24 protein-coding genes and 4 tRNA genes are annotated in these 20,489 nt (G+C 26.7%); 16 read left to right on the forward strand and 12 right to left on the reverse strand.

The genetic code is table 11. The features are described from left to right. The coding region (locus tag AVBRAN9334_RS09340) for a hypothetical protein (protein WP_336607658.1) at positions 1-181 on the forward strand (181 nt) is incomplete at its 5' end. 13 nt (positions 182-194) lie between these two features. Then, a complete protein-coding gene (locus tag AVBRAN9334_RS09345; RefSeq protein WP_336607659.1) occupies positions 195-614 on the forward strand; it encodes a hypothetical protein in 420 nt (139 codons plus the stop codon). Between the two features lie 52 nt (positions 615-666). Here the strand turns inward: AVBRAN9334_RS09345 and AVBRAN9334_RS09350 are convergent, their stop codons facing one another. Further along, positions 667-1,170 carry a hypothetical protein gene (locus AVBRAN9334_RS09350; protein WP_336607660.1) on the reverse strand — a complete coding sequence of 168 codons (504 nt, stop codon included), beginning with the start codon at positions 1,168-1,170 and terminating at the stop codon, positions 667-669. 180 nt (positions 1,171-1,350) lie between these two features. On the opposite strand from AVBRAN9334_RS09350, the gene AVBRAN9334_RS09355 reads away from it, so the two are divergent. The 4 genes from AVBRAN9334_RS09355 (at position 1,351) to AVBRAN9334_RS09370 (ending at position 4,292) form a co-directional block, all read left to right on the forward strand. Next, a complete protein-coding gene (locus AVBRAN9334_RS09355) occupies positions 1,351-2,028 on the forward strand; it encodes a hypothetical protein (protein ID WP_336607661.1) in 678 nt (225 codons plus the stop codon). 227 nt (positions 2,029-2,255) lie between these two features. Next, complete coding sequence (locus AVBRAN9334_RS09360) at positions 2,256-2,978, forward strand: hypothetical protein (RefSeq protein WP_214150573.1); 723 nt, start codon at positions 2,256-2,258, stop codon at positions 2,976-2,978. A gap of 335 nt (positions 2,979-3,313) precedes the next feature. Continuing rightward, positions 3,314-3,691 (forward strand): hypothetical protein, encoded by a 378-nt coding sequence (locus tag AVBRAN9334_RS09365; protein WP_336607662.1) that lies wholly within the window; start codon positions 3,314-3,316, stop codon positions 3,689-3,691. A gap of 439 nt (positions 3,692-4,130) precedes the next feature. Then, on the forward strand, positions 4,131-4,292 hold the full coding sequence (locus AVBRAN9334_RS09370; protein WP_336607663.1) for a hypothetical protein: 162 nt from the start codon (positions 4,131-4,133) through the stop codon (positions 4,290-4,292). Between the two features lie 18 nt (positions 4,293-4,310). Here AVBRAN9334_RS09370 and tpx read toward each other — a convergent pair whose 3' ends face one another. After that, entirely contained in the window at positions 4,311-4,787 is a 477-nt protein-coding gene (gene tpx / locus AVBRAN9334_RS09375) for a thiol peroxidase (protein ID WP_214117430.1), read from the reverse strand. Between the two features lie 198 nt (positions 4,788-4,985). On the opposite strand from tpx, the gene AVBRAN9334_RS09380 reads away from it, so the two are divergent. Continuing rightward, on the forward strand, positions 4,986-5,588 hold the full coding sequence (locus AVBRAN9334_RS09380; protein WP_336607664.1) for a hypothetical protein: 603 nt from the start codon (positions 4,986-4,988) through the stop codon (positions 5,586-5,588). Here AVBRAN9334_RS09380 and truA read toward each other — a convergent pair. Next, positions 5,585-6,316 (reverse strand): tRNA pseudouridine(38-40) synthase TruA, encoded by a 732-nt coding sequence (truA, locus tag AVBRAN9334_RS09385; RefSeq protein ID WP_336607665.1) that lies wholly within the window; start codon positions 6,314-6,316, stop codon positions 5,585-5,587. The two genes, AVBRAN9334_RS09380 and truA, sit on opposite strands and share 4 nt — an antisense overlap. A gap of 105 nt (positions 6,317-6,421) precedes the next feature. Here truA and AVBRAN9334_RS09390 point away from each other — a divergent pair, with 105 nt between their 5' ends. The 3 genes from AVBRAN9334_RS09390 (at position 6,422) to AVBRAN9334_RS09400 (ending at position 10,886) form a co-directional block, all read left to right on the forward strand. Continuing rightward, positions 6,422-7,777, forward strand: coding sequence for a sodium-dependent transporter (locus tag AVBRAN9334_RS09390; protein WP_214150486.1), 1,356 nt, complete (start codon positions 6,422-6,424; stop codon positions 7,775-7,777). Between the two features lie 2 nt (positions 7,778-7,779). Further along, positions 7,780-9,162 carry a sodium-dependent transporter gene (locus AVBRAN9334_RS09395; protein ID WP_336607666.1) on the forward strand — a complete coding sequence of 461 codons (1,383 nt, stop codon included), beginning with the start codon at positions 7,780-7,782 and terminating at the stop codon, positions 9,160-9,162. 263 nt (positions 9,163-9,425) lie between these two features. After that, positions 9,426-10,886 (forward strand): hydrogenase small subunit, encoded by a 1,461-nt coding sequence (locus AVBRAN9334_RS09400; protein WP_336607667.1) that lies wholly within the window; start codon positions 9,426-9,428, stop codon positions 10,884-10,886. A 31-nt stretch (positions 10,887-10,917) separates the two neighbouring features. Here AVBRAN9334_RS09400 and AVBRAN9334_RS09405 read toward each other — a convergent pair whose 3' ends face one another. From AVBRAN9334_RS09405 to AVBRAN9334_RS09440, 8 genes are all read right to left on the reverse strand, one after another. Continuing rightward, a complete protein-coding gene (locus AVBRAN9334_RS09405; protein ID WP_336607668.1) occupies positions 10,918-11,586 on the reverse strand; it encodes a hypothetical protein in 669 nt (222 codons plus the stop codon). Then, positions 11,564-12,292 (reverse strand): alpha/beta fold hydrolase, encoded by a 729-nt coding sequence (locus AVBRAN9334_RS09410; protein WP_336607669.1) that lies wholly within the window; start codon positions 12,290-12,292, stop codon positions 11,564-11,566. Before AVBRAN9334_RS09410 ends, AVBRAN9334_RS09405 begins: the two co-directional genes overlap by 23 nt. Next, positions 12,279-12,494 (reverse strand): type II toxin-antitoxin system Phd/YefM family antitoxin, encoded by a 216-nt coding sequence (locus AVBRAN9334_RS09415; protein ID WP_214117422.1) that lies wholly within the window; start codon positions 12,492-12,494, stop codon positions 12,279-12,281. Before AVBRAN9334_RS09415 ends, AVBRAN9334_RS09410 begins: the two co-directional genes overlap by 14 nt. Positions 12,495-12,558: 64 nt before the next feature. After that, positions 12,559-12,783: a hypothetical protein gene (locus tag AVBRAN9334_RS09420; protein ID WP_214117421.1), complete on the reverse strand. Its 225-nt coding sequence runs from the start codon at positions 12,781-12,783 to the stop codon at positions 12,559-12,561. After that, a complete protein-coding gene (locus tag AVBRAN9334_RS09425) occupies positions 12,764-14,179 on the reverse strand; it encodes a PepSY-associated TM helix domain-containing protein (protein WP_336607670.1) in 1,416 nt (471 codons plus the stop codon). Before AVBRAN9334_RS09425 ends, AVBRAN9334_RS09420 begins: the two co-directional genes overlap by 20 nt. A 45-nt stretch (positions 14,180-14,224) precedes the next feature. Continuing rightward, positions 14,225-14,635 (reverse strand): PepSY-like domain-containing protein, encoded by a 411-nt coding sequence (locus tag AVBRAN9334_RS09430; RefSeq protein ID WP_214117419.1) that lies wholly within the window; start codon positions 14,633-14,635, stop codon positions 14,225-14,227. Between the two features lie 73 nt (positions 14,636-14,708). Further along, complete coding sequence (gene lgt / locus AVBRAN9334_RS09435; RefSeq protein ID WP_336607671.1) at positions 14,709-15,521, reverse strand: prolipoprotein diacylglyceryl transferase; 813 nt, start codon at positions 15,519-15,521, stop codon at positions 14,709-14,711. 30 nt (positions 15,522-15,551) lie between these two features. Beyond that, a complete protein-coding gene (locus AVBRAN9334_RS09440) occupies positions 15,552-16,268 on the reverse strand; it encodes a hypothetical protein (protein ID WP_336607672.1) in 717 nt (238 codons plus the stop codon). Between the two features lie 289 nt (positions 16,269-16,557). Between AVBRAN9334_RS09440 and AVBRAN9334_RS09445 the strand changes: the two genes are divergently transcribed. After that, positions 16,558-17,868: a Na+/H+ antiporter NhaC family protein gene (locus tag AVBRAN9334_RS09445; RefSeq protein WP_214117416.1), complete on the forward strand. Its 1,311-nt coding sequence runs from the start codon at positions 16,558-16,560 to the stop codon at positions 17,866-17,868. Positions 17,869-18,036: 168 nt separating this feature from the next. On the opposite strand, the gene AVBRAN9334_RS09450 is transcribed toward AVBRAN9334_RS09445, so the two are convergent. Continuing rightward, positions 18,037-18,111: transfer RNA gene (locus AVBRAN9334_RS09450), tRNA-Val, on the reverse strand. A 99-nt stretch (positions 18,112-18,210) separates the two neighbouring features. On the opposite strand from AVBRAN9334_RS09450, the gene AVBRAN9334_RS09455 reads away from it, so the two are divergent. From AVBRAN9334_RS09455 to AVBRAN9334_RS09475, 5 genes are all read left to right on the forward strand, one after another. Then, positions 18,211-18,288, forward strand: a tRNA-Pro gene (locus AVBRAN9334_RS09455). 22 nt (positions 18,289-18,310) lie between these two features. Then, positions 18,311-18,387 (forward strand) — tRNA-His (locus tag AVBRAN9334_RS09460). Positions 18,388-18,418: 31 nt separating this feature from the next. Beyond that, a tRNA-Arg gene (locus AVBRAN9334_RS09465) sits at positions 18,419-18,494 on the forward strand. A gap of 210 nt (positions 18,495-18,704) precedes the next feature. Next, positions 18,705-19,844 (forward strand): tyrosine-type recombinase/integrase, encoded by a 1,140-nt coding sequence (locus AVBRAN9334_RS09470; RefSeq protein ID WP_336607673.1) that lies wholly within the window; start codon positions 18,705-18,707, stop codon positions 19,842-19,844. After that, the gene (locus AVBRAN9334_RS09475) at positions 19,841-20,263 is read left to right on the forward strand and encodes a type II toxin-antitoxin system PemK/MazF family toxin (protein WP_336607674.1); all 423 of its coding nucleotides are present in this window, start codon (positions 19,841-19,843) and stop codon (positions 20,261-20,263) included. The genes AVBRAN9334_RS09470 and AVBRAN9334_RS09475 overlap by 4 nt, the downstream gene beginning before the upstream one ends. The last annotated feature ends 226 nt before the right edge of the window (positions 20,264-20,489 follow it).

Raw genomic sequence — 20,489 nt, forward strand, 5'->3', positions numbered from 1 at the left:
CAATCACATAAGAAAACTAAAGCAAGATATAAAATTATTTAAAAACTCAAATTCTTTAAAGATAAATGAAGATAAAGAAAAAGAATTAAAAGACAAAAATAATTTAGAAGAATTTTGCGAGTTTAGTATAAAGCTAATTGATGAGCTAAAGGCTTATAAATTACTAGATTTAAAAGCTTAGAAAGGTCTTTAAAATGTTAAAAACAATATTTTATATAATGATTTTTTTAATATTTTTTATTATTGGTTTTTTAGTTTTTTTAAGTTACGGCAAAGCTGATAGTAATATCATAAATATTGTTAGCTTATCAATTGATAAAATAGAAGAAAAACTTATTAAAAATAATTATTGCAATTCTAAAGAAGATTGTATTAGTAGAACTTATATTTTATACGATTCGTCTTTTAATAATATTCATTTAAATATTTATAACAATGTAGATAGAACTACAAGCAATGAAATTTGTAATATGATGAAAAACATAAAAACACAAAATAAGCATATAGATTTTTATCTTGAGTTTTTTGAGTATTCTAAAGATGAGTATTATCAAGGATATAACAACAATAATCAAGCAATAAAACAAAAAGCATTTTATAAGTGTAAATATTAATAAGATTTAAAAGGAAAGGACTTTTTAAGCCATTTCCTTGATAATTTTAGAATTATTTATTTAAAAAAGTTTTTAAACTATTATATCTTTCACAACCCACACTAGATTGAGCATCACAAGCTCTTTTGTAATAACTCAAGGCTTTTTGTGGATTTGTTTCTAAACCATAATTTTTACCATCTTTTAAAACCAATCCATCTCCTGCTACAACGCAAAATTTGTTATGAGATGATTCGTTTTTTACTATTATATTTGGTAATTCGCATAATTTACTTATAGCTTTTTGAGCATCAATATAGGCTTCTTTAATATCAATTAATTGTTCTTTCACTAATTTTACATTAGCAATAGCTGTCATTAAACAACCACTAAAATTATCTTTAGCACATAAATCTTTTGAGTATTGATAACAAGCTTTCAAATCTTCTTTGCAGTATTCATCAAGCTCAAAAGCACAATTTGATTGGTCTTGATTTTTACAAGCTTTATCAATATTACTAATATCAACAGCAAATAAGCCTGAAATTAAAGCTAAACTTAATAATATCTTTTTCATAAACTCTCCTTAAAAATAATTTGAATTATATTGATTTATGAATTAATTTCTAATTAAATAATTACTATTGAATGAATTAAAATATTAAATATTTAAAGCTACTTAATACTTATTATTTGTTTATTTAAATAAGGAACACATTTTGCTCTTGTTTAATTATTATAAATTAAAGGAGAGCAAATGTTAATAAATAATAGGATTGTTCTTAGTTCTTTTACTAAGACAAATAACTTAAATGATAATAAAAAAGCTTCATTTGAAGAAGCTTTACAAGCTCAAAGTAAAGCAGCAAGCAATATAAATGATGAATTAATTAATAAGTGTATATCAAATTCTAAAGATGATTTTGCTTGGATGCACTATGGAAATTGTTTATTTTTTCCCACAGAATGGCATACTCCTAGAAAAGATAAAGAGACTTCAGATGATTATATAGCAAGATTACCTAAAGAAGATGTAGGGGTAATGATGTTTTTAGAAGCTTGTGGGATAGTTGAGACTAAAAAACTAGAATCAGTTAAAAATAATTTAGATTATGAAGGTTTAAAAGTAGCAGAAGAAATCATAGAGAACTATCAAATCACACCTGATTTGGAGTTAAAAATAATTGAATTTGCTAAAAAATCATCAAAAGAATTTATGAATAAATTTGATTTACCATCAGGTAGCGTAGGGCTTGACCACCCTAAATTACAAGCTATTTTTAAAAAACATGGAATTTCAATGGATGAATTTGTAGATAAAGAAAAATTAATGCAACAAAGCTTTAAATTTGATTTTGATAAAGAAAAAGATAAATTATTAGATGAATTAATGAAAATTAGTGATAACTCTAAGGCAAGATTAGGAATTAGCTAATTCCTAATTAGCTTTATTTGTTTAGGCTTAATGCTTATTAAGTTTATTTGTTGATTTAAAAATATTCTCAAATTTTTTAATGTAAGCTAATTGATTATGTTAAATCTAAAATAATTTTTTAATAATTATAGATACTTAAACAAATCATATAAATTTTTACAATATTAAGTATTTTTTAAGAATGGGGGGGGGGTATTATTTTCTTTTTTATCAAAAAAGGAGAATGAATGAAGAAATTATTGTTTTCAACACTTTGTTTAGGTGCTTTAGGTGTAGCTGCTAATGCGGGAACTTATTCTGGTATTAATTTTGGCTTTTTATCTACTTCAAAAACAATGTTTATTATCAATAATAAAGAATATTTAGGCAATAATAATTGGGATATTAATGGCTATATTAGAACTTATAAAGAGCACGAAAGAGATTCTGAATTTGTTTGGAGTTTTGAGGCTAATTATTTTTGGAATAATTATAAAGATAGATTTGATGACTTAATTCCAATTATAAGAAATAATCAATTTGATTTTAGTGCTTTGATTGGTTATGGAATGTATGTTAATGATGAATATGAAGATGAGCTTAGTTTGAACTTAATGGGTGGTCTTGCGTATCATAATATGGGTATTAGAGGCGGTGCTATTTATGATATTAAGGGATTAAAATTTGGTTTAAGTGCCTTATCCAAACCATTTGATACAAAAAAATATATGGTAACTCTTGATGCTTATTATAATTTTTATTTAAGTAATAATTATTTTAGAGATGTTCAAAATGAATTTGGTGTGAAAAAGAATAGAAATGCTTATGATATATCTTTAGGTATGTTGTTTAATACTACACCATCTCGTTATAGCCCTTATGTCAGCACTAAAGTGGGTGTTAAAGATAATTTATTTTCACAAAAGAATAATAACCTTTATATAAATCTTGGTTTAGGTTTTCATTTTTAATTTAACTAATAATTTATAAATTTCGTGCTTTTTGGCACGGAATTTAAATCTAAAATTCGTTTTTAAATTCTGTTAAATGTTTGATTGATTTTAAAACTATATAAAATAATTTTGCAGGATAAAATCGCAATTAAAATCTTAAAATTATTATTAAAATAATATTTAGTGGTAAGAAATTTTAAATGACTGCTTTTTAAATAAAATAAGTGTTAAAAATTTTAAGGAATTTAAATTAAGAATTTGATTTTACTAATTATTTTTAAGTGCTTTAATCTTTTTTTAAGAATGGGGGGGGGTATTATTCTTTTAAAAAAAATATAAAAAAAGGATAAATAATGAAAAAATTATTATTAAGCTTTAGTACTTTAACATTTTTAGTCGCTTGTGGCGATGGTAGTGTGGTTAAATTTAGTAAAGAAGATTTAGCCGACCCAAGATTACAATATGCTTTTGAAGAGATTAAAATAGAAAATAATAATGATAATATTGAATTTTATGCGATTGAAACAATTAAAAGAGAATTTTCTGAACTTTATACTTTATTTAAAAAAAATGAAATTAAAACTAAAGACAAGTATGATGTAGGAATATATGCGATAAATAAAACTAAAAATAATATAAAGCTTTTATATAACATTCGTTGTTTTGATGATATAAAAAGTTGTAATTTAAAAGATGAAACAAAAGGATTTTATTTAATAGGTAAAAATTAAATTTTGTTTTATTAGTTTTACTAGCTTTAAAAAATAATGTTGAAATCATATTTTGGATTTAAACATTCACAAGTTTTTTATATTTTTATTATGAATGAATTTAAATTAATATTTTTATAAATTATAAATGAGATAAATATTTGTAAAAAAATTGAATATTTTCAAAAAAAATCAAACTAGGACAAAATGCGACAAAAAAATATCGGCGTATTGGTTAAAAAAAATCTACTTAAAAATTCTATGTAATAGGCAAATTACAAATTTAGCAATTTCTTAAAAATTGTAAAAAATAATTATTATTTTAAGCAATCTTTAAGTGAAAAAAATAGTCCTTAAATATCTATGCTATCGCTAATTTAAGCTATTTTTAAGGTCGCATTTTGTCCTAGTTTGGTTTGTATTATAATTTTAAGTTTATTTTTGTTTTTAAAGGATTAATATGAAAAAAATACAAGTTTTATTATTATCAATTAAATTAATGGCTAATCCATTGATAACGATAGTAGATAATATAAATGATGTTTTAAATAATTTTATTTATGTTGGAATAGTGATTATTGTATTGATGGTATTGGTTTATTATAAAATATCTAAATCCTAAGATTTAGATATTTATTAATTACGCTAGAGCTTTTTCTAAAGCGTCAAAATTAGGTAGTTCTGTAATTTCAGCACAAACTTCGCTATAAACTATTTTTCCACCTTTTTGAACAAAAACAGCTCTAGTTGTAAGTCCTTCTAAAGCACCTTCTTGTATTCTACAGCCGTAGTTTTTAACAAATTCGCCGTATCTAAAATCACTAACTGGAATTATATTTTCTAAGCCTTCAGCAGTGCAAAATCTTGCAAAAGCAAAAGGTAAATCCATACTTACAACATAAACTTTCATTCCAAGTTTGTTAGCTTTTACATTAAATTCTCTAGCTTCTTTAGCACATACACCTGTATCAATACTAGGAACGCTTACTATGATAGCGTCTTCATTTAGATTAATTACGCTTAAATCTTTACCTACTACTTTAGTATCTTTAATACTATCTCCTAGCTTAATTGCTTCACTAATTGCAACAGGGCTACCTTTAAAATTAACTTTCATAAAATCTCCTTTTTTAAAAATAAGACAAAATTATTCCTATTTTTGGTTACAAAATGATAACTCAAAATATAAGGAATTTAAAATGTGATTTAATAATACAAAAAATAATATATTTTTACTAGTTTTTTTAAAAAATATAGCTGTTTATTGTCTAAAAATATTTAGTATTCATCGTTTTTTTTATTTTAGGAGAAGATTATGAAAAAGATTTTATATTCTGTTTTAACTTTAGGGTTTTTAAGTTCTTATGCTAACGCTTACAATCATACGGGAATTGAGTTTGGCGTGGGAAGTGATAATGTATTAAATTCTAATATTTATTATAAAAATTATAACAATATAGATGATTTAGTATATAGTGCAAATATAAGCGTATCAAAGCAAGAGAGTAAAACTTATTATGGTAAGTATAAATATAACATTTATTCATTTGGTGCTTTAGGTGGTTATGCGATTGGCTTACCTTATCAAGAATTAGATGATGCGTTAAATATATTAGCTGGAGCTTATTATTATTCAATAAAGCCAAAATATGATGGTATTTCAAGCTCTACTTTAAATGGATTTGGTATTCAAGCTGGAGTGCATTATTCTGTAAAAATTATTGATAATGTAACAGCAGGTGGAGAAATATTTTTGCATCATGATTTCCAAGATTTAAGTAGCACATATATTGGTGCTGGTGTTGAGGGAATTTATGATATTAATGAGAATTTATATGTAAATGCAAAAGTGGAATATCAAGGTAGAAGTAATTTTTCTAATTCAAAATTATTAGTGGGTATAGGATATAACTTCTAATACATTATGCTTTTAAGATAAAGTCCGCTTGGTTTTGCAAGGGTTCTTGAGTGAATTTCCTTGCAAGCTAATTGTTCTTTTAATTCAACTATACTTAATTTTTTTTCATTTATTTTAAGTAAAAAATCAACCATCAATCTAATCTGACCCCTTAAAAATCCATTAGCAAAAAAGTTCAAAACAACCAAATCTTTATACTTATAAATTCTAGTTTTATAAATAGTTCTAATGCTATTTTTATCATCATCAAGGCTTAAACAAAAATTAGCAAAATCATGCTCTCCTTCATATACTTTTAAAGCGTTTTTTAATAATTGAATATCAATTTCTTTTGAGTAATCACAGCAATATGCTTTATTAAAGGCGTTAAAATAAGGCGAGATTATATATCTATAGCTTCTAAGTTTTGCATCAAATCTAGGTTCAAATTCGCATTCTTTTATATGTTTTATATAAATACCATTTAGAGTATTGTTGAGTTTTTTTAATACAAAATCTTTATTTAATTTATAACTTGAACTAATTCTTGCCACATTGCAATTTGCATGCACTCCTTTATCAGTCCTACTAGCAAATATACTAGGCTTAAATACCCCAACACATTTTAAAGCATTATCAAGTGTATTTTGAACGCAAGTTAAATTTGGTTGCTTTGCTGAACCAAAAAATCTTGAACCATCATAGCTTAAGATTAGTTTGTATGTAAATTCTTTAGTATTTTTACACAAATTTTTGCCTTTTTTTATATATTTTTAATTTTTATTTATACAAATTTTTAAAAATTATTATAGAATGAAAGTTTTAACCTTAAAAAACCAAAAAAAGGGCTTATTTTGAATAATACATTTTCTAAAATTGGATTTATTTTAGCAGTTGCTGGTTCTGCTGTTGGACTTGGAAATGCGTGGAAATTCCCTACAATGGTAGGAACTAATGGTGGTTCAGCCTTTGTAATGTTGTTTATTTTGCTTACTTTAGGCGTTGGATTTGTTATATTTTTGTGCGAGTTATATATCGGTAAAGCATCAAGACTTGACCCTGCTAGTGCTTATTATTTTTTAGCACCTAAGTATAAAAAACCTTGGTCTTTAGTAGGCTTTACAATGATTGGGGCTTTATTAATCGTTAGTTTTTATAGTGTGATTATTGGCTGGATAATTTATTATATTTATTATTCACTATCTACTATTTTTAATATAAATACACTTAGCACTCAAATCGCTGATAATAAAGAGCTTTTTATTAATTTAGTGGAAACTAATTTAAGTGCTTTGATAATATGTTTTAGTATAGTGTTTTTTATAGCCTTTTACACGGTGGCAAAAGGTGTTAAAAATGGTATTGAAAAGCTAAATGTATTTATGATGCCAACATTATTTATAATGCTTTTATTAATGCTTTGCTATAGCTTTACTCAAGATGGTTTTAAAGACGCTTTTAATTTCTTATTTATGCCTGATTTTAGCAAGATTAATCAAGATTCTTTTTTAGACGCTTTAGGACTTGCTTGTTTTTCTTTAAGTATTGGAGCAGGTAGCATTATTACTTATTCAGCTAGCTTACCTGAAAGAACTAATTTTGTAAGTTCAACTTTTTATATAATTTTTATAAATCTTTTAATAGGTCTTATGATGGGGCTTATTGTATTTAGTTTTATTTTTGAGTTTAATGCTGACCCTAGTGCACAAGGTCCTGGGCTTATTTTTATTTCTTTGATTTCGCTTTTTGCAAAACTTGGACTTTTAGGCAAAATATTAGCTGTTACATTTTTTATAGCTTTATTTTTTGCAGGGATTACTAGTGCGGTTTCAATGATAGAGCCTTTTGTATTTTATCTAATAAATAAATTCAATTTCTCAAGAATAAAAGCTATTGTTTTAATTGGAGTAGTTGTTTATATTTTAGGGCTTTTATGTATATTTTCAGGCATTGAAGCTTATAAAAATAATTTAACATTTTTTGGAATGAATTTCTTTGATATTTTAGATAATGTTAGCTCAAATATCATTATGCCTTTTGGCTCATTTATGGCTGCAATTTTTGTTGGGTTTTTTATTAGCAAGCAAGATTTAAAAGAAACCTTTATCCCTTATATGGGTGAGCTTGGTTTTAAAATATGGATATTTTTTGCAAGATTTGTTGCACCACTTGCTGTGCTTGTTATTGTGTATTTTAAATTTAAAGGATAAAAATGAGAGAACAATTTTCTAAAATTGGCTTTATTTTAGCGATGGCAGGTTCTGCTGTTGGACTTGGAAATGCGTGGAAATTCCCTACAATGGTAGGAACTAATGGTGGTTCTATTTTTATATTGCTTTATTTAGTTTTAACATTTTTAGTAGCTTTTATGGTTTTTTTAGGAGAGCTTAGTATTGGTAAAATTACTCAAAAAGACGCTGTGAATGCTTTTAGCGATTTAGCAAAATCTAATAAAAAAGCTTGGGGATTTGCAGGATTTTTTATGATAGGAGCTATTTTAATAGTTTGTTTTTATAGCGTTGTAATAGGCTGGATTTTAAAATACATTTATTCTAGTTTTTTTGCTTTACCAAATTCTGTTAGCGAAGCTGGAGATTTATTTGGTAATTTATTGACAAAAGACTTATCATCTCAAATTATTTGCTTTAGCATAGTGTTTTTTATGATTTTTTGGGTTGTTAGTAAAGGAATTAAAAGTGGCATTGAAAAAATGAATGTATGGATGATGCCAAGTTTGTTTATATTATTAATTTTAATGCTTTTATATAGTTTTACTTTTGATGGATTTGTTAAGGCGTTTAGCTTTTTGTTTAAGCCTGATTTTTCTGTTTTATTTGTTGAAGATAAACTTAATATAAAATTAATTTTAGACGCTTTAGGGTTAAGCTTTTTTAGTCTTTCTATGGGTGTTTGCGTGGTTTTAACTTACGCTGCTAGTTTGCCAGAAAATATAAATGTAATTAAATCAACTTTATCAATTATTTTTATAAATATTTTAGTTGGTATTATGATGGGGCTTATTGTATTTACCTTTGTTTTTGAATATGGAGCAAATGCAAGCGAGCAAGGGCCAGGACTTATATTTGTAAGCCTTATGAGTTTATTTTCAAATCTTGGAATTATTGGAAATATACTTGCGATTGCATTTTTTATAGCACTACTTTTTGCTGGGCTTACTAGTGCTGTTTCAATGATTGAACCTTTTGCTTTTTATTTAATAAATAAATTTGGAATTTCAAGAAAACTTGCTCTAATTTATATAGGTATTTTTGTTTATATTATGGGGATATTTTGTATCTTAGGTTTTAATAATGAATATTCTTCAATTTTTACATTTTTTGATAAAAGTATATTTGATATATTAGATTATTTAACTTCTAATATTTTAATGCCATTATCAGCGATTATTACTTGTATTTTCGTAGGATTTTTCGTAGAAGTGAATAAACTTAAAACTTTATTTATTCCTTATATGGGTGAGTTTGGATTTAAAATATGGTTATTGTTTATAAGATTTATTTGTCCTATTGTAATACTTATAATAATGTTAGAGAATTTAGGTCTAACTAAGTATTTAAAGTCTATGTTTTTTTAAGATATATTTTTAACTAAGACTTATAAAAATTTATTAAAATTTGAAAAAAAGTATAATTTTAAGAATATTTAAAGTTTGGTTTAGTTAGTATTTATATTTCAAACTAAACTCATTTAGCCCCGTTAAAACGGGGTAAATATAAAATATATCTTAAATATACCGCTAGTTAAATTAGTAACTTGAGTAGAAAAGTTACTAATTTTAAAAATTATTTCGCTATTATTCATTTAATTTGATATTTTAAGCTTAAATAAAGGATTATTATGAATGCAAATGTATTAGCTCAAATTCAATCTACATTAAAAACTTTAGGCGTGAAAGCTGATGAAAAAGAAATCTACGAAAAAATCAATGCAAAAAAGTTAAAATTAATATGGCTACATTTTAGCGAATGCACAGGCTGTAGTGAGAGCTTTATTAGAAGTGAGAGTATTGGTCTTGATGATTTGATTTTTGATTTTATAGATTTAATCTATCACGAAACTTACATGGCAGCTAGTGGATTTTTAGCTGAAGATTTATTAGAAATTAAAGAGCCATTTTTATTAGTAGTTGAAGGTGCTATTGCTAGTAATGAGTTTTATACAAGTGGGGCTCCGGCTCACTCTGCTTTACATAAATTAAAAGAATTAACTAATCGTGCAAGTTGTGTTTATGCTGTAGGTTCATGCTCATCTTATGGTGGCATTCAAGCAGCTAAGCCAAATCCTACTAATTCTATTAGTATTGAAGATATTTTAGAAGGTGCTGTATTAATTCCTGGTTGTCCTCCAAGTGAGAGCAATATCATTGCTAGTATTTTACATTTTGCGTTTTTTGATAAAGCTCCTACATTAGATGATAATAATCGTCCTGCTTTTGCTTATTCAAAATGCTTACACGATATGTGCGAAAGAAAAATAGCTTTTGAGAGTGGGGAATTTGTTGAAGAATTTGGAGATGAAGCAGCTAAATCTGGCGCTTGTTTGTTTAAAGTAGGGTGTAAAGGACCATATACTTTTAATAATTGTCCTAAGACAAAGTTTAATGCTAAAACTTCTTGGCCGGTTCAAGCAGGGCATGGCTGTATTGCCTGTAGTGAAAGAGATTTTTGGGATAATTACGGCGTTTATGAACAATCACTCGCTAGTTCTTACGCACAAACTAAAAGAGCAAGGTGTTATGATGATTTAGCTAGATTTAATAAGGGCGATGAGGTTGTTGTAAGAGATGATGGGATTTATATTAATAATGAATTATCAGCTTTTTTAGAATTTGAAAGTAAAAATCACGCAGAATTATTAAATAAAAACAAATTAGGCGCTAAGTTATTAGCAAATTATAAAGAAAAATTTGGCTTAAACCTTGAAGGAGATAGCGAGATTTTAAATACTTTTAGTGGTATTTTAATAAGCTCGGCAAATATTTTAGGACTTAAATTAAGCTTAACTGAACTTCTTGATTTAGCTAATAAATATGAAATAGGAATTGCTAGTGGGCTTGATTTTAAATTAGCTAAAAAACCTATTTTAATGGATGTTAGTAAGTCTTTTAGATTGATTTTAATATATCGTTTAGGCGGACTTGATGATATTGCGATTTTGTTTGGTGTTGTTGATAGTATTGCTTCAATGATAGCGAAATCTTTAAAAATGCTAGAGTGTAAGAGTGTAAAGTTTGAAGGAGAATTATTCAAACATCAAATATTAGTTGATAGATTAAACTATCACTTAAAAAATTTCTAAGAATTTGAATTAAGAATTTATTTCTTAATTCTTATAAATATTTATCTAAATTATCTTTATATTTTAGGCTTAATCTTAAATAAAGTTCATTTATTTCATTTTTAAATTCTTCGTTTTTATAAGCATTTAAGAAATTGTTTTTATGCAAAATCTCTTTTTTGTTTTCACAATTATCAAGGTATAAATCTTTTAAATAAAGTTTAAGGTATTTGACTAAAAGCTCTAATGCTTTAAATATAAAAATTATTATTGGCTCATTTGAGATTTGCTTTACATTTAATAAAAATTGTGCTTTTAAATTATCAAAATCATACTTTATCAAAGGGCAAGGATGAGATGAAAAATCTTTATAAAATAAATCATATAAGCTAATTGCATTTATATCCAAAACCACTCCATCATCATTAACTAGAGCAAAAAACGGATATAGCTTACAAGCTAAAGGACGAAAAGCGCATAAGCCTTTATAAGAGCATTTGACAAAGCATAAAGTGATTGTTTTTTCACATTTTAATTTGTAAGCAATACTTGCAACTAGATTTAGATTGGTTTTATCTTTAATGTATTCATACTCGCTTCTTAGCATAGGAATTATTGTATCAAAAGGCTTATCTATATTACAGCAATGCCCGTTGCAAGATTTGTAGCAATCTTTAAAATAAATTATTTCTAATTCTTCAAGCTTTTTGAAAAAACTCATCAATAAAAGGCGTTAAATCATTTTGCATAAAGAAAAAATGATTTCCATTAAAGGTAATTAGTTTTGAGTTTTTGATTAAACCTTGCATTTTATTTGCTATGCTAAGTGGTGTTGCAGTGTCGCTTTCGCCCCATAATAGCAAGGTTTTCGTGTTGATTTTGCTAATTTCGTTTTGATAGTCTTCATCAACTACATTTTTAAAAGTCTCATACATAATAGGGCTTAGCGTAGCACCATCTTTACTAGCTAAAAATCTTCTTATATTTTTAAATCCTAATTTATTTAAGCATTTTGCAAGAAAGATTTTTAGCTTTACTTTAGGGCTTTTTGGTAGTTTTAACCCAGCACTAGCACATAAAATCAACGCATCATAATCATTCTTACTAGCCATTAGACAAGCAATTTTGCCACCATAAGAATGACCTAGCAAAATATCAACTTTTATATCTAATGCTTTTATAAATTCATTTGTCAAATTAAGATAATCAATAGAGTTAAAAGCATAATTTGGCTCATCACTTCCACCAAATCCTGCAAAGTCTAAAAATATCATTTGCTTACAATGCTTGCTTAAAGATTTTGTGAAAAATTGCTCCATTAGTTCTTTATTAGCACCCCATCCGTGCATTATTAAAGCTACTTTTTCTCCATTTCCTTGTCTTATTAGATAACTTAGCCCGAGATTTTTTATATTAATTCTTGCCATTTTTTTTGTCCTTATAAATAGCTTCTAAAATTACTAAAGCATTTTGTAATTTTTCATATTCGGCAAGGTTTAGCATAACACATTGGAATTTGTTATTTTTTACTACGAAGACTTTTTTATTTCCTTCAATTTTTTTTAAAATTGCAGAAAAATTACGAACTACATCAGTAGCTGAAAATATCTCATCTTGGCTAAATTTCATATTTTTCCTTTTGTGATTTTAAATAATAAAGCAAAAACTAATCCAAAACCACATTCGCTAAAAATTAGCGAATGTTAGAGCTTTTATTATTTAAATCATATAGGTGTTTAGCCCAAATCGTAATTATACAAAATGCAAAAATTGAACTAAAAAATATCATTAAATTATATAGTTTTGCATCAAGATATAAGGCACATACAAATGCTATTGCAAATAAAATATAACTTGCTTTTTTATAATCAATACTAAGGCAGATTGCTCCTATTAAATTAATTAATATTATTAACATTTGCTCTCCTTAAATTAATAATTAATCCTAAAATCATAAGTAATATAACAAAGTCAAACATCATTGTTATAAACACAAAACCGCTAATACAAATATCAGATATTAATAATGCCAATAAAATAATTAAGCTAATTATCATTAGATTTTTAGTTTTATTTACAAAAATATAGCTAAGAATAATGCTTAATATAAAGCTTATTAAAAATGCAAATTGTTCTACTTGCATATTTTGAGTAAGTTTATTAGCGATAAAATAAATAGCAGTAGCATTTAAAGATGGATAAAATGCTGCATAAGCAATTGCTTTATAAAGTAGATTATCTTTATGTTTTTTACTAGCTAACAATAAAGCTTTGTATATAAATAAGCAAGTAAATATTCCACATAAAAATAACATAAAATAAAGTTGAAAATCAGCAAACATAACTCTATGAATATTAAAAAATATTTCATAAATTGATGAAAATGCACTTAGTTTGCTTTCTTTTGGAGTTTGTTTTACATTAGCTTCACTATCAAAAACATAGCTTTTATTACTTTTTGTATTAATTGATGGCATTATATTTTTATCATCATTTAAAGTAATTGCAAATTCTTTTGTGCTTTTATTTAAAACAATTGTTATATTTTTTGTATTTTCTAAATTATTAATGGCCTTGCTAATTAAATTTGTATCAAAAATAAAGCTTTTATCACTATTTGCATTTGTGTTACTTGGTGTTTTTGTTTGTTTAGTGGTAGTTGTGGTAAATAATTTTTCTATATCTTTAATGTAATTTATACCTATTCCACTAAGTGCTAAGATGAATAAAAATGAACCCACAAAAAGTCCAGCAACTATGTGAAAATCAAATAATCTTGCTAAATCATTTTTCACATTAATTTTATTGAAATTCTTTTTATTCCAAATCAAAATTCCACTTATATATAAAAATATTATCCCAGCTGCAAAAATACTAACAATTGCTTCTAAGAAATCTTTAAAACTACCATTAATAGGCAATAATTTATAATGAATGCTAGTTAAAAATTTAGCTCCTAAAGTGCTTGTTTTATTTAGTATATTTTCTCCATCAAAATAGCTTATATTACTTTTTCTTTCGCCTTTTGTTGAATTAGAATTATAATAATTAATCTCATATAAATTATTATAATAACTAGGAGTTTTGATAGATATAAAATCGTAATCTTTATATTTTTCTTGTGCGTAATTAATAGCACTACTTAATCCATTTATATCATTATTTAAGATAGTTTTGCTTTCGTGCAACTTTGGCTGCATATAAAAATCAATTTCATTTCTAAAATAACTAATGGTTCCAAAAAAGGTTATTATAAAAAGTAACCAACAAGCATAAATTCCAATGTAAGAATGTAATTTTCTAAGTGTTTTCATATCTTTCCTAATCTTAGGAATTTCAAATTGAAATTCCTATTGTTTTTAATCATCAAGCACGGTTTTTGTGATAGTTCCGTTATTGTCTATATAAACTTTATAATTGTTATTAAATTTTAGTTTATATCCGTTCCATTCTTTTTCAATTTCCATTAATTTCGCATTTTTTTGATTTTCTTTAGCAAGTTTTAAAACATCTTGCATAATGCTATCAGGAATTGGAGAGTATTTTCCATCTATTTCTTTAATATCTCCAGATTTAGAAAAATCAAGTTCAGTTCCATTGCTAAGTTTGATTTCATAAGAATCCCAATCTTTTTCAGCTTTAACTATATTTTCATTTGTAAAATGAGTTTTTACAAAGTCTTGAATATTTTGTGGTAGTTCGCTTGGATTTATATTTGTATCAGCTAATAAACAGCAACTAATTGCACCTAAAAATAAAAGTTTTTTCATACTTTACTCCTTAAAATGATTTGAATCTTGATACTATCAAAATATTGTAATTTTGATTATACCCCCCCCCGTGTTAATGATTAGCTTTAATTTTATTTAAATAAAAATACAAACTAAGAGCAAAGCAAAACATAATTAAACTCAAAATTTGACCCATAGATAGGCTTAATGCAATAAAGCCTAAATTAAAATCAGGTTCTCTAAAGAATTCACAAATAAATCTAGCTATCCCGTACGACATTGCATAAATACAGATTAATTGCCCGTTAAACTTTATTCTCTTTGAAAAAATGTAAATGATAATGAAAATTATTAAACCTTCAGCGAATGCTTCATATAATTGACTAGGGTGCCTTAAAGTATCTCCTACATAAACTCCCCAAGCTACATCAGTTGCTCTGCCAAATAGTTCGTGATTTAAAAAGTTTCCAATTCTTCCAAATATATACCCTAATGGCACTGATAATGCTACTAAATCAAGTATTTTAAACATATTTTTTTTATATTTTTTAGAATAAAGATAAGTTGCAATTAACGCACCAACTAATGCTCCGTGATAGCTCATTCCAGCAATTCCTACAAATTCGCCATTTACAAACGGATTAAACATTTGCCAAGGATTGCTTAAATAATATAATTTATCATCGCTATAAACTAAAATATATCCTATTCTAGCTCCTAAGATTATGCCTATTTCTATCCAAACGAAATAATTTTCTATTTCTTTTTTGCTAAAGCCAAAGCGTGGAGCAAATTTTTGTCCTATAAATAATGCAATAAGCAATGCTAATATGTAGCAAAGTGCGTAATAATGTATTTTAAACATTCCTATGCTAAATGCAACTCTATTGGTATTTTCATAAAAATGTTGCCAAAATTCAAGCATTATTATCCTTTTTTAGAATTTCAAAATATATTAAAAACCACTTAGTTTTTTGCAAGATATTTGATTACCTAAATTACAAGATTTTTCTAAGAATTTTTTACTTAATTTAAATTTACCCATATTTAAATAAGCATTAGCTCCAGCAAAACAAGCTTCTTCATAACCTTTATTGCAAGTTTGCTCTAAAAGATTGAATGCTTTTTTTGTGTCATTATTTTCTAAATGCACACTTGCTTCAAATATGCAAGCATTAAAGAAATTTTTGTTACAAGCAATGTGAGCGTATTTAATAGCGTTTTCTTTATCTAAAAATCCTTTATAGTATCTAGCAGTTGCATAACAAGAGTTTTGATTATTTTCGTTATCACATTGAGCTTTTATGATTTTTAGTGCTTTTGTTGAGTTTTGTTCGTAATTTAATACAAGCTTAGTGCAAGCTAATTCAAAATGATTTTGACAAGCAAGTCTTAAGGCATTAAAAATCGTATAATCATCATCACTAAAAGTAGAAATTGTATAACAAGCTGCCATATTTTTTGCCTTGCATTCATCGTTTATATAGTCTTTTGCTTCTTTTATATAAGTTATTTTATTTATATTATTTGCTTCATCACAGCCTTTAAAATTATTATTACTACAAGCACTAATTTTTGATAAATATTCATTAACTTTTGCTAAATCAAGAGCGATTTGTGCTTCATTTGCATAAACAAATATTGAAAATATAAGTATTATTAATTTTTTCATATTTACTCCTTAAGGTTTTAGTGTATTGAATTTTAGATAATTTTAATGATTTTTTCTAAAAAAATAAAATATTTAAGGAAAATTTCAGAATATTTTAGGTTGAATAACGCAAATATTTTACAAAAGGAGTTTTTAAATGAGTGTTTTATCATTTGTCTTAACAAACAATTTATTTACAAGCTTCTTCTTCCATCATGCCTTAGGGCATTGAGACTTCATAATACTTTTTTTATCATATTATTTTTTATATTTTTAAACATTTAAACAAAATTAATTTAAAGGAAAATTTATGTTAACAAACCCTGTTTTAATAAGCGTTTTTATAATGCTTGGACTATGTCTATTAAGATTTAATGTATTTTTGGCTATTTTAGTTTCTGGACTAATAGCAGGACTTATGAGTGTTAGTTTTGATGATAATATTTTAGTAGTATTAAAAAATATTATGAATACATTCATAAGTGGTATGAGTGGCAATTTGCAAACCTCACTTAGCTATGTTTTAGTAGGTGCTTTAGCGGTTGCTGTATCTAGGACTAATTTAACTGCTTATTTAGTTAATTTTATTAGTAAAAAGATGTCAGATAAAAGAATTTTATTGCTATTTTCTTTAGCTATAATTTCAAGCTTTTCTCAGAATTTAATTCCAATTCACGTAGCATTTATTCCGATTTTAATCCCACCAATGCTAAGTCTATTTAATAAGCTAAAAATTGACAGGCGTGCTGTAGCTTGTGCGGTAACATTTGGGCTTACAACGCCTTATATGACTTTACCTGTGGGATTTGGTCTTATATTTCAAGATATAATTACTCAATCGCTAAATGATAATGGAGTAAAAGTTACTCAAAGTGATGTTGCTGGTGTCGTTTGGCTTATGTTTTTTATAATGTTTTTTGGTCTTCTTGCTTCATTTATTTATTATAGAAAACCTAAAGCATATCAAGAGCTTGAAACAAAATATGAAAACTTAGATAATATTAGTTTTGGTAAAAAAGAACTAATGGTAATGATAGGTTTATTAATTACTTTAACTACTCAAATACTTGTTGGTTCTTTACCGCTTTCGGCTTTACTTGGCTTTTTATTTATTTGTGTAAGCGGTGGAGTTGAGTATAAAAAAATTGATGAAGTATTTTTAGGCGGTTTTTCTTTAATGGGTTATGTGGCATTTATTATGTTAATTGCTTGTGGTTTTGGAGCTGTTTTACAAAGCACAGGAGCTATTAAAGAAATAGTTGATTTTACTTTAAGTATTACTACTAATAAATTGATAATAGCGTTTGGAATGATGTGTATAGGATTATTAATTACTCTTGGAATTGGAAGTTCGTTTGGAACTGTTCCTATTATTGCGACTTTATTTGTGCCAATTTGTACGGCTTTAGGTTTTAGTGCTGAAAGTATTATTTTCATTATTGCTTGTGCTGGTGCAGTTGGAGATACAGGTAGCCCTGCTAGTGAAGCAACTTTAGGAATTACCGTTGGGCTTAATGCTGATAATCAAAGTGATCACATAAAAGATGTATGTATCCCTACATTTATATTCTACAATATACCTTTAGTAGTAGGCGGTGCTTTAATAGCTTATTATTTATAATTTGCCTTATTTTAGGCAAGTTATTTTAAACAACTGCTTTTGCGGTTGTTTATTTTTAAATATATTAATCTTATAAATTTATATAATTTCTTAAAGTATTTAAATTTTACAAGAAAAAACATTAAAACATATTTTATAAAAAGAATAATCAAAAAAGAATAAGTAATATGGTGACCCCGATTGGACTTGAACCAACGACTTTTACCATGTCAAGGTAACACTCTACCGCTGAGTTACGGGGTCATTGTGTATAATTTTAGCAATATTTTGTGAATAAATTATTTTTTTCTTGACATTTTAAAAAAGTTAATATATAATGCGACCTTTCTTATAAAACATTTTCGGGGTGTAGCGCAGTCTGGTTAGCGCACTTGGTTTGGGACCAAGGGGCCGAAGGTTCGAATCCTTTCACCCCGACCACTTCTTTATTATTTCATTTATGGTGAGTGTAGCTCAGTCGGTTAGAGCATCAGATTGTGGTCCTGAGGGTCGTGGGTTCGATTCCCATCACTCACCCCACTTTTTTAAAAAATCATATTTTAGTTTTGTTGCGTTAGTAGCTCAATGGATAGAGCAACAGACTTCGGATCTGTAGGTTGTGGGTTCGACTCCTACCTAGCGTACCACTTTATATTTTTCGCTAATTATCATTAAATATCTAAAGAGTATTTTTACCCCTTAAATACGATGTTTTAGCCTTGTTTGTTTAATTACTTATCTTATCACTAATTATCATTAAATATCTAAATGGTATAATTTTTTGGGAACAAGTTTTGGGAACACTTGGGATTTTTACAAAAAATCACTTGGGAACAATCATAAAAAAGGGTTAAGCATTGACAAATAAGCAAATACAAGCATTAAAGCCTAAAAATAAAAGATATAAAGTAAGTGTTTATAATAATATTTATATTTATGTGGGAACTAATGGGAACAAAACTTTTTATTATAGATACAATGAGAACGGCAAGGACAAAATCAAAAAGCTAAATGATTTTAATATAAGCTATGGAATAGAACAAGCGATAAGTGATTATAAAACTTTGGCTGATAGTTTAGCAAGTGGGATAATGAATACTAGTAAAACACTAGATACTTTATTTAATGAGTTTTTAGTAAGTAAAGAAAAGGCTGTAACTGATAAAACTTACAAAAGATACATAAGTACTTTTAGAATATTTGATATTTTAAAAAATATTAATATAGTTGATTTAAAAGCTTTGCAAATCATAGAGTGCTTAAAGTCTTGCGATAAACAAGAAACTTCATATCGTGCCTTTGCTTTGATTAATCAATTATATGAGTTTGCTATTTGTAACGGCGATGAGGTAGTAAGCCCATTAGCTAAAGTAAAGCCTAGTGTATTACTTGGTAAAAAAGAAGTGAAAAATCACGCAACGCTTACTAATGATGATGATTTAAAAAGGCTTTTTAATATAATACGCACTGCTAACTCAAATCCATTATATAAATATGCTTTAATTTTACAATCTTTAACTGCTTTAAGAACGCAAAACATTAGGGCAATGCGTTGGGAGTGGGTTAATTTTGATGATGGTGTTTTAGCAATTCCTAGCGAACAAATGAAAATGAAAAAACCTTTTTACTTGCCCTTAAACTCTCAAGCTTTGAAGATACTAAATACTCTAAAAACTATCTTTAAAAGCGATGATGAGTGGGTGTTTCCTAGCCGAACGAATAAAAAAGACCCCTACATTAGCGATAATACTTTAAGAATGATTTTACGTCGTGGTGGCATTACAAACGATGAATTCACGCCCCACGGATTTCGTGCAATGTTTAGCACGATAGCTAACGATAATAATTATTCAAGCGAGATTATAGAGCTTTGCCTAGCTCATACGGTAGGAGGAGTTCGTGGCGTGTATGATAGAAGCCATAAGCTAGAAGCTAAAAGGGAATTAATGCAATGGTGGGGCGATTATTTAGAGAAGTTTATTAAGGATTTTCTATGAATTACGATGAATGGAATGAAGTAAAAAAGGCGATTAATAATAAAGATTTTGTAAGTAATGCAAAAATAGGTAAAGTTTATTGGGTCAATGTAGGTTTAAATATAGGTTGTGAGATTTATGGTAAAGGAGATAATTTTAAGCGACCTGTGTTGGTATTAAATACTTTTTACATTAGTAACAATAAAGCCTTTTTAGGCGTTCCTCTAAGTTCAAAAACAAGCAAGGCAAATAAGCATAAAATGATAATAATTGATAAGAATAAAACTGAACAAGCCTTATTGCTAAATCAAATAAGGATATTTGATAATAAAAGAATTATAAGTTTGTCAAGTATCAAAATAACGAATGATGATTTTTGTAAAATTGTAGAAAAAATTAATAAAGAAGTTATCCCACGAACTAGCGTGGGAACCCATTAAGGGCGTAAGCTTTGTAGCTCGTTATTGTTATCATATCATTAAAATATTAATAAAAGCTCTTAACCCCACACCTAAAAGGTGGTGGATACCGACTACCTAAAATGGTAAATAAGTTAGGACTACAATAAGAAAACCCCTAAAATACCTAAGCTGTAGGGATTTTAGCGTTTTGATGGGCTTATAATGAGTGAAGTAACATTATAAAATTTTTCAAAAATCCGGAGTA

The organism is Campylobacter sp. RM9334 (assembly GCF_020138145.1).
Lineage (GTDB): Bacteria > Campylobacterota > Campylobacteria > Campylobacterales > Campylobacteraceae > Campylobacter_E.

Bases quoted from the DNA above. Each gene is read 5' to 3' on its own strand.
- AVBRAN9334_RS09345 (WP_336607659.1), top strand. From the start codon at position 195: ATGTTAAAAACAATATTTTATATAATGATTTTTTTAATATTTTTTATT.
- AVBRAN9334_RS09350 (WP_336607660.1), bottom strand. From the start codon at position 1,170: ATGAAAAAGATATTATTAAGTTTAGCTTTAATTTCAGGCTTATTTGCT.
- AVBRAN9334_RS09355 (WP_336607661.1), top strand. From the start codon at position 1,351: ATGTTAATAAATAATAGGATTGTTCTTAGTTCTTTTACTAAGACAAAT.
- AVBRAN9334_RS09360 (WP_214150573.1), top strand. From the start codon at position 2,256: ATGAAGAAATTATTGTTTTCAACACTTTGTTTAGGTGCTTTAGGTGTA.
- AVBRAN9334_RS09365 (WP_336607662.1), top strand. From the start codon at position 3,314: ATGAAAAAATTATTATTAAGCTTTAGTACTTTAACATTTTTAGTCGCT.
- AVBRAN9334_RS09370 (WP_336607663.1), top strand. From the start codon at position 4,131: ATGAAAAAAATACAAGTTTTATTATTATCAATTAAATTAATGGCTAAT.
- tpx (WP_214117430.1), bottom strand. From the start codon at position 4,787: ATGAAAGTTAATTTTAAAGGTAGCCCTGTTGCAATTAGTGAAGCAATT.
- AVBRAN9334_RS09380 (WP_336607664.1), top strand. From the start codon at position 4,986: ATGAAAAAGATTTTATATTCTGTTTTAACTTTAGGGTTTTTAAGTTCT.
- AVBRAN9334_RS09395 (WP_336607666.1), top strand. From the start codon at position 7,780: ATGAGAGAACAATTTTCTAAAATTGGCTTTATTTTAGCGATGGCAGGT.
- AVBRAN9334_RS09400 (WP_336607667.1), top strand. From the start codon at position 9,426: ATGAATGCAAATGTATTAGCTCAAATTCAATCTACATTAAAAACTTTA.
- AVBRAN9334_RS09405 (WP_336607668.1), bottom strand. From the start codon at position 11,586: ATGAGTTTTTTCAAAAAGCTTGAAGAATTAGAAATAATTTATTTTAAA.
- AVBRAN9334_RS09410 (WP_336607669.1), bottom strand. From the start codon at position 12,292: ATGGCAAGAATTAATATAAAAAATCTCGGGCTAAGTTATCTAATAAGA.
- AVBRAN9334_RS09415 (WP_214117422.1), bottom strand. From the start codon at position 12,494: ATGAAATTTAGCCAAGATGAGATATTTTCAGCTACTGATGTAGTTCGT.
- AVBRAN9334_RS09420 (WP_214117421.1), bottom strand. From the start codon at position 12,783: ATGTTAATAATATTAATTAATTTAATAGGAGCAATCTGCCTTAGTATT.
- AVBRAN9334_RS09425 (WP_336607670.1), bottom strand. From the start codon at position 14,179: ATGAAAACACTTAGAAAATTACATTCTTACATTGGAATTTATGCTTGT.
- AVBRAN9334_RS09430 (WP_214117419.1), bottom strand. From the start codon at position 14,635: ATGAAAAAACTTTTATTTTTAGGTGCAATTAGTTGCTGTTTATTAGCT.
- lgt (WP_336607671.1), bottom strand. From the start codon at position 15,521: ATGCTTGAATTTTGGCAACATTTTTATGAAAATACCAATAGAGTTGCA.
- AVBRAN9334_RS09440 (WP_336607672.1), bottom strand. From the start codon at position 16,268: ATGAAAAAATTAATAATACTTATATTTTCAATATTTGTTTATGCAAAT.
- AVBRAN9334_RS09445 (WP_214117416.1), top strand. From the start codon at position 16,558: ATGTTAACAAACCCTGTTTTAATAAGCGTTTTTATAATGCTTGGACTA.
- AVBRAN9334_RS09475 (WP_336607674.1), top strand. From the start codon at position 19,841: ATGAATTACGATGAATGGAATGAAGTAAAAAAGGCGATTAATAATAAA.